Raw genomic sequence first — 11,686 nt, forward strand, 5'->3', positions numbered from 1 at the left:
CCATCCGGCCCGCTGGGCGGCTCAGGCCGCAAAACGAATATCTCGCGATCCTCCTAGGCTGCCGCGAGACCGCCATTGGCCAGTCAGCGTGCCGTCATCGGCCTTCGGCCGGCGGCAGCAATCGCTGCGGATCGGACATTCGGCTTGTCCCGCTCAATGTCGGAGCTGCAGCGAAACGATCGCTCGGCAAGTAACTCCGGAAGACCGTTCCCAGCAGGGAGTGTGAAGCCACGTACGGACTCGAGAGCCGACATACAGGGACTGCACGGAAAGGTCATCGGCAAACAAGTAGCGCTTCATCGATGGCAACTCACCGCAGTCCAGCCACTAAGTTGCCCGATACTCCAGCTCATGGGTTCGATCATCTATAGCCATCTAAACGACAGCCTGCTACTGGACCAGAGCCTGATCGCAAATCAGTTTCGAAGTGTCTCGGACGGTGCGCTGCATATCGCACTCAAGCAGTACCGTGACTTCTGCATAGCCAATTTCGCCGCACTGCTCGAGGAGGTAGCTCCCGAGGCAGGAAAGCTCAGGCTATTCGTCGGAGAGAACGCAGACGAAAAAATCTTGAAACAAGGCGCGTTCTATCTCGACACGGTGATCATGTCCGATCCGATGTTCGCGTTGACGCGACCGGAACATGAGGTCACCCTGGCATGGTCCAAGGCCTTCGGTATGCCAAGCACGGAAGGCGTGGATCGTGCCGGCGTTGTCCGAGCCGCAAAGGTACTGCTGTCTTGCCGAGCTTTGGTCGCAAACGGCTATGTCCGCTTTTTCCCCACTACGCTCAAAAACGAGGCGCCAGCTGAACTCCCGATCTATGCTCCCAGCGATGCCTTTGAAAGTGTCTTACCGTCTCACCTGCTGTCACGCTACAAGGAGGCTGCGGACGTAAGGTCGGTCGTCGCGAGCCCAAAAGGATTGCTGGTTCAGTCAAAGCTGGAGCTCGGTCGTAGGATCCACGTCGACTTCGATGGCATAGAGAGCGGAAGGGCCTTCGGCTACAACCTTCTTGAGCAGGAGGTCTTGTCATGGGATCAGAAGGCTGGAAGAGCACAGGTAGCGATGCGTATGCCCAAGACACTGCCATCAAGGGAAGCATTCGATGCGTGGGTATCGCAGTCGGTCAACAGCTCAGCACGGATGCACTTCGAGATGCTGCGTCGTGACATCCATTGGTCCGCACGCTTTGGTTCGCAATACATGACCCGGTCCCGGTTCGCGGCTTCAGTGCTTGACAGCACAGAGGAGATGTCCTCCAGCAGCATCCAATCGTCAACCTCAAGTGGCTGGCTCAACCTTAATCTGTCAGTCTTTGATGGCGTTTCTATGGGCCGGTTGATGGCTGCTAGATCAGATGAAGAAGCCTTCCGACGGTTCCGCCTGCAGTTGGAAAAGCATTTTCGAGATCTGCGGCTTGAAGCTGATCCTGAAAAGCGGCGTCAGAAGACTGAAAACGCCATGCATGAGTTGATGGAGATCCAATTGACTGAAGTTGATAGCGCCATCCGCCGACTCAAACGCAAAGGTGTGTTGACAGGGTTGGGTGCTGTCGCAAGCCTTGCCGCGGCAACTGCAACCTCCGGAGCAAGTCTCATCGCCACTATGTGCGCGGCCTATGCTGGTTACAAGACGTTCGAAGAGTACCGCATCTCCGCCAAAGAAAGCCCCGCTTACTTTCTTTGGCAGACCCTCCGGCGAAAACGTACGCAGTAGTCAAGGTACAACGACCAATGAAGCTGACGCTACAGCCTTCGCACGGTCATACTTGAAAGTTCCCGTCTCAAAGCAAAACGTCGGCTATGCGAGACCTGACATACCCGCGAGGCAGTCGCTGAGCACATGTCGAACGACTGCTCTCAGCCAATTCTGTTGAAAAACTCCCTGTACCTTTGAGGTCGGCGCATTCAAGGGGTCTTCAAGGCCTTCGCCACTTGGCATTCGTCGATCCTGCGCCGTTCTATGCGGTCTATTTTTAGAGTCTGGCCGATCGTGATCGGCATAGGCGAATTTTTCAACAGAATTAGCCTAGACCAGCCGTCGGTCAGCTTGCATCCATTGACGATCCCATCTGACCGAGTGGGCCAGTCTGCCCACAGAGTGCTACGCTCCCAAAAGTCGTTTCGAATCAATGCGTTTTGAGACTATGTTCTTCGCTGACAGAGCGTCAGCAAACTCAGTTTTGAAACTATGTTTTGAATTTTGAAACTTTGTTATCCGACTCCTAGCTGTCACCCATGTTCCAACGCCTCACCATTCCCGTTACCTCGTTCGAACAGAACTGCTCATTGGTTTATTGCACGGAAACCAACGAGGCAGCCTTGATCGATCCGGGCGGCGATGCCGGCACGCTGCTGGAAGCGGTGGAAGCGCGCGGCCTCACGCTCAAAGCCTTGTGGCTCACGCATGCCCACATTGATCATGCAGGCGCCACGGGGCATCTGGCCAACACGCTGAGCTTGCCCATCATCGGCCCTCATCTGGGTGACAAGTTCTGGATCGATGCCCTGCCGCAGCAAAGCCAGATGTTCGGCTTCCCGCTGGCGGAGGACTTCACGCCCACGACGTGGCTCAATGAAGGCGATACCGTTCAGATCGGCCGCTGCACCCTGCAGGTGCTGCACTGCCCTGGCCATACGCCCGGCCATGTGGTGTTCTTCGAGCCCACCACGCGCCATGCGTTTGTGGGCGATGTGCTGTTTGCCGGCAGCATCGGCCGCACGGACTTCCCTGGTGGCAACCACGCCGATCTGATCAAGGCCATCAAGACCAAATTGCTGCCACTGGGCGATGACGTCACCTTCACGCCTGGCCATGGCCCGGAGAGCACGCTGGGCGAAGAGCGCGTGGGCAATCCTTATTTGTGAGCAGCACCCCAATAGGCCAGCGCAGGCGCACCGTCCAGATAGCTTGAGCCGGTCTTGAGCGGCGCATCAAAGCGCTGTGCGGGTTTGGCGGCGCGCTCATAGATCGGCAGCACCTTGCCCAACTGGGCTTGCATGTCGGTGATGCGCGTGGCACTGGCCGGGTGGGTGGACATCCACTGCGGTGGCGCGCCCTTGTTGGCCGCACTCATCTTGCGCCACAGGCTGATGCCGGCGCGCGGGTCATAACCGGCGTGTGCTGCCAGGTCCATGCCGACCAGATCGGCCTCGGTCTCGTCTTCGCGGCTGAACTTCAAAGTCAGCAACTGGCTGCCCACATTGAGCAAGGCATCACCCGTGTTGCCCAAGCCCAGGATGCTGGAGATGATGCCTGCGCCCAATGAGGTCGCGCGCGTTTTGCCCGTCTGGGCGCGGGCGTGTTCGCGCAAGGCGTGGGCCATCTCGTGCCCCATCACCATGGCCACCTCGTCGTCAGTCAACTGCAACTGGGTGACGATGCCTGAGAAGAACGCGATCTTGCCGCCCGGCATGCAAAAGGCGTTGAGCTCTTTGGCGTTCAAGGCCATGACCTGCCAGCGCCATTGCTGGGCACGCGGGTTCCACTCGTAGGTGTAGGGAATAAGGCGAGCCGCGATCGACTTGAGGCGGATGGCCAGAGGATGGTTGTCAGGCAGCAGTGCGTTTTGCTGACGCGCCTGCTCGGCCAGTTGCAGGTAATTGCGCTGAGCCGCCGTCTCCAGATCTTCGGCACTGACCATGTACGCGAAGCGGGAGCGCGGCCCCACCTCCACGCCCTCGCGGGCCATGGCGGCAGGCGCCAGCACTGCCAGCGACAACACCCCGGCCCCCAGCATGCGCCCAGCCCAACGTTTCAACTGCAAACCACCCATCACACCCGACCTCGTCTCGTCATCGTTTCGCATCAATCTGCCCGGAACCCTTGCTTAACGCACATCCGCCTTGTTCAGCATACGTCGCACGGCGGGCAGCAGCAAATAGGCCGGGAAGGACAACCAGAAGGTCAGGAAGAAGAAGGTGGCATAGCCCATTTGCTCCACACCCAACCCGCCAGCCCAGCCCGCCACCGCGCGGGAAAATGCAAAGATGGACGAGAGGATGGCGTACTCGGTGGTCGCGCGCTCCTTGCTCGTGATGCCCATCAGGAAGGCCATGAAGGCGCCGGTGCCCAGGCCACTGGTGAAGCTTTCCAGGCCGCTGGCAGCATAAACCGCCATCTGGTAGTTGGCACTCACTTGCAATCCAGGCTCGGTATGCGGTACATACCAGGCCGCCAGGGCGTAACCCAGATTGGAGACGGCCTGCGCCAGACCCAGCACCCACAGGCCCTTGAAGATGCCAACGCGGTCCACATACCAGCCGCCTGCCAGACCACCGGCAATCGACAGCCCCAAGCCCACGTTGACGCTGACCAGACCGATCTGCGCCGGCGTGAACCCGGCGTCCACCCAGAAGGGTTTGACCATGAAGCCCATGGCGGCATCGCCCAGTTTGAACAGCAGGATGAACAGCAGCACCGACAGCATGCCGGGGCGGGCCAGCAGCTCCACCCAGGCGCCGAAGATGGGGCCATCGGCCATGGCGTGCGCCTGCGGGCCGCGGGCTGCCGTCACCATCATCCCGGCGCCGGCAAACATCAGACCCACGGGCACGGCGCCCTTGAACCACCAGGTGCCGCTCACGGCCTGGATCGCCTGCCAGCCGGCCGCCTTGGCGATCGGGCCCAGCACGGGCCACAGCAGGCCGGCCATCACCAGGCCGAGCGCCAGCAGCCACAAGGGTTGCTCACGCACGGCCGCCCATTCCCGGGCCGAGGCACCCTCGTCTCGTGCAGCACGTGGTGGCTGAGCCGGCGCCATCAGGATGGACAAGCCGTTGATTAGCATGAGCACCGCGCCCAGGCCATAGGCCGCAGCCCAGTTAGGCTGCCCGGGCTCGCCCATGGCACCCGCCACCACCAACATGCCGCCTGCCGCCAGCATGCCCACCCGGTAAAAACCGATGCGCAGGCCGTTGGCCACGCCGTATTGCCCCTTGGAGAGCAACTCGATCGTGTAGCCGTCGGTGGCGATGTCATTGGTGGCCGACAGCATCGTGAAGGCGGCCAGCAAGGCCCAGGGCCAGGTCGCGCCCTGCCCCAGCGCCTGCGGATGCAAGGCCAGCGCCACCAGCACCAGCGCCATGCCTGCGTTTGCCCCGGCAATCCACCAGCGGTGGCCGCGCCAGGCATCGATCAATGGCGCCCACAGGAACTTCACGGTCCAGGCCAGGCCCAGCAAGCTCAGCAGACCAATTTCGGCAGGGCCCACGCCCGCCTGCCGCAAGTTGACCGGAAACAGGTCATAAAACAGGCCCAGCGGCAGCCCTTCCGAAAAGTAGAGCAGGGCAACCCAGGCCATCAAGGCCTTGGGGCTGGACAAAGGGGACAGGGTGCCGGAGGACGATTGCATCCCGGGATTGTAGGAACAGCCGCCGCCCGGCCCGGAAAACGAGGGGGATTGGCCCCGCTAAAGCGGACTTTTCAAGGCATACCCCTTCAGCCAAAGCGGGATGATGCCGATAGCGTCGATGGGGTGTCTTTGCAATCTCAAGCCTGACGCCGCCCGGCCCAGGAGGCATACATGAACTTTCGCACCAAAATTCGCATGCTGCCCATGAGCGCGGCAGCGGTCTTCGTCATCGGCGTGGCCATCAGCTTCATCGTGGGGGAACGTACCTCCAGCGTCCTGGCACACCTGCATCAGGTCGACAACCCGCACATGAGTTATGTGACGGCGGTAGACCGCAGCGCCGAGCAATTGCGCCTGACACTGCAAACAGCCGCAGCGGAAGGTGACACAGAGCGCCTGAAAGAAGCCGACGCCATGGTGGCCTCGGCCAAAGACGCGCTCAGCGGCATGCAGAAACTGCCCGAGAAAACCACCGTCGCCCAGGAGTTGAGCAACGCTTTCGAAGCCTACCAATCGTCGGCCATTGGCGCCACTCGGGCCTTGGTCAGCAAGAAGGATCCTGGCGATCAGTTGGGCAAAATGCAAAGCTCCCAGGTCGCTTTGCAAAAACTGCTAGAGCAAAACAAGAAGGACGCCCGCGCCGCGATTGACGAGGTTCAAGCCTCGGCCACCCAGGGCGTGAGCACCAATCTGTGGGTCACGCTGGTGACCGGTGTGGTTGTGTTGAGCGTGCTGGGGATTGCCTCGCAAGCCATCGTCACCTCGGTGTGGCGCGATCTGGGCGGCGAACCGACCGATCTGCGCGACCTGGTCGGCCGCATTGCCGAAGGTGATCTGGACATCGATCTGGAGCACAACCCAAAAGACAGCCATTCGCTCAAGGCTTCGGTCATCACGATGCGGCACAAGCTGCACGACACCATCGGCGTGATCCGCCATGCCACCGATTCGATCGGCACGGCCTCCTCCGAAATCGCCTCGGGCAACCAGGATCTCTCCAACCGCACGGAGCACACGGCCTCGAACCTGCAGCAGACCGCCAGTTCGATGGACGACCTGACCAACACCGTGCGCCAGAGCGCCGATGCGGCCCGTCAGGCCAATCAGATGGCTACAGGGGCAGCCACAGCGGCCCAACGTGGCGAATCCATCGTGACGCAGGTCGTGGCCAATATGGCCGAGATCAACGACGCCAGCCGCAAGATCACCGACATCATCACCGTGATCGACGGCATCGCCTTCCAGACCAACATCCTGGCGCTGAACGCCGCCGTGGAAGCCGCGCGAGCCGGCGAGCAAGGCCGCGGCTTTGCCGTGGTGGCCGGCGAAGTGCGCACGCTGGCCCAACGCAGCGCGCAGGCAGCCAAGGAGATCAAGACGCTGATCAACTCCTCGAGCGAGAAGGTCGAATCCGGCTCGAAGCTGGTGCAGGACGCCGGCAACTCCATGACCGAGATCCTCAACAGCGTGCAACGCGTGTCAGACATCATCGGCGAGATCACGGCCGCTGCGGGCGAACAAAGCCAGGGCATCAGCCACGTGAATCAATCGGTCAACCAGCTCGATCAGATGACGCAGCAGAACGCCGCGCTGGTGGAGGAATCTGCCGCCGCTGCTGAAAGCCTCAAGGATCAGGCGCACAAACTGGCCGATGCCGTTGCCGCGTTCAAACTGGGCCGACAAAGTGGCGCCAGTTCGTTCAGCACCAGCACGCCTGTGCTCAAGCCCCAAGCAAGCGCAGCCAGCAGCTACACGCCCGTCACACCGGTGATCAAGGCCGAGCCAGCCTTCAAGCCTTCGCCAGCAGCAGCCAAGCCGGCGCCGCTGCTGCGTCCCAGCCTGCCGCAGCCCGATGCCGCGCCCGCTGCGCCACCTGCTGCCACCGCCTCGCCCAAGGGCGACGACGATTGGGAAACTTTCTGATCTGATCCGCTGATCGCCAGCGTGCCCCATCACCTCACGCCGACCGGCCTCGCGCCCGTCGGCGTTCGGCTTTTCAGGGGGGTGAAGGCGGGCACTTTTGGGCTACGCTTGCGGCTTCTTGCAGTTGCGCTGCAAAGATACTGCTGCCACGTACAAACCCATGTCTGCCGACACGCCGCCCCGCCATCTGAAATTCGCCGCCAACCTCTCGTGGCTGTACACGGATCTGCCCTTTCTGGATCGGTTCGAGGCGGCTGCGCGTGATGGTTTTCAAGGTGTGGAGTGCCTGTTCCCCCATGAGCACCCGACTGCAGAAGTAGCGGTCCGCCTGCGCGACAACGGCTTGCGACTGGTGCTGTTCAACGCCGCGCCAGGCAACTGGGCTCAAGGCGAACGCGGCCTGGCCAGCCTGGACGGGCGCGAGGCCGACTTCCAGGCCAGCATCCACGCGGCGCTGCAACTGGCCGCAGAGCTGGATTGCCCACGCGTGCATGTGATGGCCGGGCTGTGTGCGTCCAGCGATCGCGATGCCGCCTGGGCCCGCTATGCGCAGCGCCTGCAATGGGCCGCCCAGCAGGCGCAAGCCCACGGGCGCACGCTGATGATCGAACCCATCAATGGCCGCGACATGCCCGGCTACCTGCTGACGCACCAGGCCCAGGCGCACGAACTGGTCCAGGCCATCGGCTCACCGCATCTGCAAGTGCAGATGGACCTGTACCACTGCCAGATCACGGAAGGCGATGTGAGCATGCGCCTGCGCCAGTACCTGCCCACCGGCCGCGTGGGCCACCTGCAAATTGCCGCCGTGCCGGATCGCGGCGAGCCCGACCAAGGCGAGCTGAACTACGACTGGGTCTTCCAGGAACTGCACGCCTTGAACTGGTCAGGCTGGATCGGCTGCGAATACAAGCCACGCGCCGGCACATCGGCTGGCCTGGGTTGGTTGCGCAAGGCCAGCGCCACCTCGATCTGACCTCCACACACACACCATTCCCCAGGGACACGCACCATGAGCGCCACACCAACCTTCCCCGCTACCGTTCGCACCCGCGATGGCCTTGATCTGGTCACCCAGCATTGGCCTGTGGCGGCCGGGCAAGCGCCACGCGGCGTGGCCGTGATCGTGCACGGCCTGGGCGAGCACTGCCTGCGCTATGCCCATGTGGCGGCCTATCTGAACCAGCAAGGCTGGGCCGCCATCGGCTACGACCATCGCGGCCACGGCCGCTCACCGGGCAAGCGCGGAGGCCTGAACGACAACGACGACTTCCTGCACGACCTGGCCAGCATGGTGGACGCCGCCCGCGCTGCCTACCCTGGCCAGCGCCTGCTGGTGGTGGGGCACAGCCTGGGTGGCGCAATCGCCGGTCGATTCGTCTCGGCCCTGGCCACACCGAAAGAAACCGCCCCCTGGTCGCGCCCGGTGGACGCGCTGGTGCTGTCCTCCCCTGCGCTGGATGTGCCCATCAGCGCCATCCAGAAGGGCTTGCTGGCCACGGTTGGCAAGCTCACGCCCGATGTGCCCGTGGGCAATGGCCTCAAGCCCGAGTGGGTGTGCCACAACCCCGCCACGGTCAAAGCCTATATGGCCGACCCGCTGGTGCACGACCGCATCACCGGCCGCCTGACCATGTTCATCATCAACGCCGGCGAAAACGTGCGCGCCCGCGCCCCTCAGTGGGCGGTCCCCACCCTGATCATGTGGGGCGGGCAGGACCGCTGCGTCAAGCCGGAAGGCTCTGCGGCCTTTACTGCTGCGGCCCCCAAGTCACTGATCACCAGCCGCCCCTTCCCTGCGCTGTCGCACGAAATCTTCAATGAAGTCGAGCAAGGCGAGGTGCTCCAGACCATGGGTGACTGGCTCGGCCGCGTTTTTGGTGGATGATCACCCTCTTTGCTGTTTTCCGTTAGACCAACATCATGGCGCTCAAAGCCACCATCTTCAAAGCCCAGCTGCAGCTGGCCGACATGGACCGCAACGTCTATGCCGATCCCGCCATGACGATCGCCCGGCACCCGTCCGAAGCCGATGAGCGCATGATGATTCGCGTGCTGGCCATGGCCCTGAACTGGCCGGCCGACACCTCGGAAGGCACGCTGGAGCTGGCCAAGGACATGTGGGAGCCCGACGAGCCCGCGCTGTGGCACAAGAACTTCTCTGACGAAATCCTGCACTGGGTGGAAGTGGGCCAACCTGATGACAAGCGCATCATGAAGGCCTGTGGCCGCGCCCGCCAGGTCAGCGTGTACGCCTTCCAGAGCAGCACCAATGTCTGGTGGAGCAACATCGCCACCAAGCTCACCCGCCCTCAGAACCTGACCGTCTGGCAGATCCCGACCGAGCAAAGCCAGGCCCTGGCCACGCTGGCCAAGCGCACCATGCAGCTGCAGTTCACCGTGCAGGATGGCACCGCGTGGATCAACGATGGCGAGCAAACCATCGAGATCACGCCCGTCAAGCTCATGGGGCCTCAGTAAGCTCGACCTGGGCCGCTTTCTGCGGTATGGCCGCAGCGGCGCTGCCCGCCATACCGGGCTCGGCATCACGCAGAGCCCGTCGCAGCACCTTGCCAATCGGTGTCTTGGGCAGATCTTCTCTGAACTCGACCACCTTGGGCCGCTTGTAGCCTGTCAGCACCTGTGCGCAATGGTCGCGCACGACCTGCTCGCTCAGATCGGGCTTGTCGCGCACCACGAACAGCTTGACCACCTCGCCTGAGCGCTCATCGGGGATGCCGATGGCCGCGCACTCGCGCACGCCGGGCAACAAGGCCACGGCATCTTCGATCTCGTTGGGGTACACATTGAAGCCCGACACCAGGATCATGTCCTTCTTGCGGTCGATGAGCTTGAGGTAGCCGCGCTCGTCCATCACGCAGATATCGCCGGTGCGCATGAAGCCATCGAGCGTCATCACCTTCGCGGTCTCATCGGGGCGCTGCCAATAACCAGCCATCACCTGTGGCCCGCGCACGGCCAGTTCACCCGGCACACCTGGCGGCTGCTCGCGCCCGTTCTCATCCAGGATCACCACTTCGGTTGAAGGCAGGGGCAAACCGATGCTGCCGGTAAAGCCTTGCAACTGCCCCGGGTTGCAAGTGACCCCTGCCGTGGTTTCAGACAGACCATACCCTTCGCAGATGACCAGCCCGGTCTTGTCCTTCCAGAGTTTGGCCGTGGCCTGCTGCACCGCCATGCCACCGCCCACGGACTGCCTGAGCGCACGCCAGTCCACCGTGCGGAAATCAGGGTGGCGCGCCATGGCCGCAAACAGCGTGTTGACGGCCGGGAAGCTGTGAAAGCGATAGCGTGACAGCTCCTTGAACATGGCTGGCAGATCGCGCGGGTTGGGGATGAGGATGTTGCAGGCCCCCAGGCGCATGCCCAGCATCATGTTCACGGCAAAACCGAAGATGTGATACAGCGGCAAGGCCGCCACCATCGTGAACTGTTCCTGACGCGTGATCGGGTCAATCACGGCCTTGTTCCATGCTTCTGACAGCAGCATGCTGGCCACCACATTGCGATGTGTCAGCGTGGCGCCTTTGCTCACGCCTGTGGTGCCACCGGTGTACTGCAGCACGGCCACATCATCTGGCCCGGGTTGTACGGGTGCAAACGACTGCCTGCGCCCGATGTGCAAGGCACGGTTGAAGCGCACGGCACCCGGCAAGGTGAAGGGCGGCACCAGCTTGCGCACATAGCGCACAGCCAAGTTGATCAAGCTGCCTTTGACCAGGCCCAGCATGTCGCCCAGGCCAGTGAGCACCACATGCTTCACAGGCGTGGCAGCGATCACCTCCTGCAAGGTGTGCCCGAAGTTCTCCAGGATGACGATGGCCGTGCTGCCGGAGTCCTTCAACTGGTGTGCCAGCTCGCGCGGTGTGTAGAGCGGGTTGACGTTGACCACGACCATGCCCGCACGCAGGATGGCCGCCACCACCACCGGATACTGCGGCACGTTGGGCAACATCACCGCCACACGATCACCCGGCTGGAGGCCCAGGCTCTGCAAGTAGGCCGCCATGTGTCGCGAGGCCGCATCAATGTCCGAAAACAGCCAGGCTTTCCCCATGAAGCGATAAGCCGGCAAGGGGGCATGCCGCGTCAAGCCTTCGTCCAGCAAGGCCACCAGCGAGCTGTAAGCCGACGCGTCAACCTCATGCGGGACACCTGGCGGATAGTGCTTCAGCCAGATCTTTTCCATAGGGGCTCCTCAGCGATGAGCCGGATGGCTCAGGCACGGTCTGATTCTTCTACGGATGGCCCCAAATGCGTGCACGGGATGCCCCCTATGGCGCTGTGCGTTAAGGCTCTGTTTGACCCATCATTTCTTCGCACCGCCATCACAAAGCATCCAGCAACATCGGATGGCTGGATGGAGCACGCCATCCAGATACCGCC

The 11,686-nt window shown here is 62.4% G+C and carries 10 protein-coding genes; 7 read left to right on the top strand and 3 right to left on the bottom strand.

Translation table 11 applies throughout. The features are described from left to right. From EPO09_RS07815 to EPO09_RS07825, 3 genes are all read left to right on the top strand, one after another. The coding region (locus EPO09_RS07815) for a hypothetical protein (RefSeq protein WP_290641867.1) at nucleotides 1-194 on the top strand (194 nt) is incomplete at its 5' end. 157 nt (nucleotides 195-351) lie between these two features. Then, on the top strand, nucleotides 352-1,719 hold the full coding sequence (locus tag EPO09_RS07820) for a hypothetical protein (RefSeq protein ID WP_290641869.1): 1,368 nt from the start codon (nucleotides 352-354) through the stop codon (nucleotides 1,717-1,719). 521 nt (nucleotides 1,720-2,240) lie between these two features. Next, on the top strand, nucleotides 2,241-2,870 hold the full coding sequence (locus EPO09_RS07825; RefSeq protein ID WP_290641870.1) for an MBL fold metallo-hydrolase: 630 nt from the start codon (nucleotides 2,241-2,243) through the stop codon (nucleotides 2,868-2,870). Here EPO09_RS07825 and EPO09_RS07830 read toward each other — a convergent pair. Continuing rightward, the gene (locus EPO09_RS07830; protein WP_290641884.1) at nucleotides 2,861-3,778 is read right to left on the bottom strand and encodes a M48 family metallopeptidase; all 918 of its coding nucleotides are present in this window, start codon (nucleotides 3,776-3,778) and stop codon (nucleotides 2,861-2,863) included. The two genes, EPO09_RS07825 and EPO09_RS07830, sit on opposite strands and share 10 nt — an antisense overlap. 54 nt (nucleotides 3,779-3,832) lie before the next feature. Beyond that, complete coding sequence (locus EPO09_RS07835) at nucleotides 3,833-5,356, bottom strand: MFS transporter (RefSeq protein WP_290641872.1); 1,524 nt, start codon at nucleotides 5,354-5,356, stop codon at nucleotides 3,833-3,835. A gap of 171 nt (nucleotides 5,357-5,527) precedes the next feature. Here EPO09_RS07835 and EPO09_RS07840 point away from each other — a divergent pair, with 171 nt between their 5' ends. The 4 genes from EPO09_RS07840 (at nucleotide 5,528) to EPO09_RS07855 (ending at nucleotide 9,760) form a co-directional block, all read left to right on the top strand. Beyond that, nucleotides 5,528-7,279: a methyl-accepting chemotaxis protein gene (locus EPO09_RS07840; RefSeq protein ID WP_290641874.1), complete on the top strand. Its 1,752-nt coding sequence runs from the start codon at nucleotides 5,528-5,530 to the stop codon at nucleotides 7,277-7,279. 160 nt (nucleotides 7,280-7,439) lie between these two features. Beyond that, nucleotides 7,440-8,255 (top strand): 2-oxo-tetronate isomerase, encoded by an 816-nt coding sequence (gene otnI / locus EPO09_RS07845; protein ID WP_290641876.1) that lies wholly within the window; start codon nucleotides 7,440-7,442, stop codon nucleotides 8,253-8,255. Between the two features lie 36 nt (nucleotides 8,256-8,291). Further along, nucleotides 8,292-9,167, top strand: coding sequence for an alpha/beta hydrolase (locus tag EPO09_RS07850; protein WP_290641878.1), 876 nt, complete (start codon nucleotides 8,292-8,294; stop codon nucleotides 9,165-9,167). 35 nt (nucleotides 9,168-9,202) lie between these two features. After that, nucleotides 9,203-9,760: a YaeQ family protein gene (locus tag EPO09_RS07855; RefSeq protein WP_290641880.1), complete on the top strand. Its 558-nt coding sequence runs from the start codon at nucleotides 9,203-9,205 to the stop codon at nucleotides 9,758-9,760. Here the strand turns inward: EPO09_RS07855 and EPO09_RS07860 are convergent. Next, complete coding sequence (locus EPO09_RS07860; protein ID WP_290641882.1) at nucleotides 9,744-11,489, bottom strand: AMP-binding protein; 1,746 nt, start codon at nucleotides 11,487-11,489, stop codon at nucleotides 9,744-9,746. The genes EPO09_RS07855 and EPO09_RS07860 overlap by 17 nt on opposite strands. Nucleotides 11,490-11,686 lie beyond the last annotated feature (197 nt).

This window comes from Aquabacterium sp., assembly GCF_004297345.1.
GTDB lineage: Bacteria > Pseudomonadota > Gammaproteobacteria > Burkholderiales > Burkholderiaceae_C > Aquabacterium.

Coding starts and splice junctions, on each gene's coding strand:
- EPO09_RS07820 (WP_290641869.1), top strand. CDS start 352: ATGGGTTCGATCATCTATAGCCATCTAAACGACAGCCTGCTACTGGAC.
- EPO09_RS07825 (WP_290641870.1), top strand. CDS start 2,241: ATGTTCCAACGCCTCACCATTCCCGTTACCTCGTTCGAACAGAACTGC.
- EPO09_RS07830 (WP_290641884.1), bottom strand. CDS start 3,778: ATGGGTGGTTTGCAGTTGAAACGTTGGGCTGGGCGCATGCTGGGGGCC.
- EPO09_RS07835 (WP_290641872.1), bottom strand. CDS start 5,356: ATGCAATCGTCCTCCGGCACCCTGTCCCCTTTGTCCAGCCCCAAGGCC.
- EPO09_RS07840 (WP_290641874.1), top strand. CDS start 5,528: ATGAACTTTCGCACCAAAATTCGCATGCTGCCCATGAGCGCGGCAGCG.
- otnI (WP_290641876.1), top strand. CDS start 7,440: ATGTCTGCCGACACGCCGCCCCGCCATCTGAAATTCGCCGCCAACCTC.
- EPO09_RS07850 (WP_290641878.1), top strand. CDS start 8,292: ATGAGCGCCACACCAACCTTCCCCGCTACCGTTCGCACCCGCGATGGC.
- EPO09_RS07855 (WP_290641880.1), top strand. CDS start 9,203: ATGGCGCTCAAAGCCACCATCTTCAAAGCCCAGCTGCAGCTGGCCGAC.
- EPO09_RS07860 (WP_290641882.1), bottom strand. CDS start 11,489: ATGGAAAAGATCTGGCTGAAGCACTATCCGCCAGGTGTCCCGCATGAG.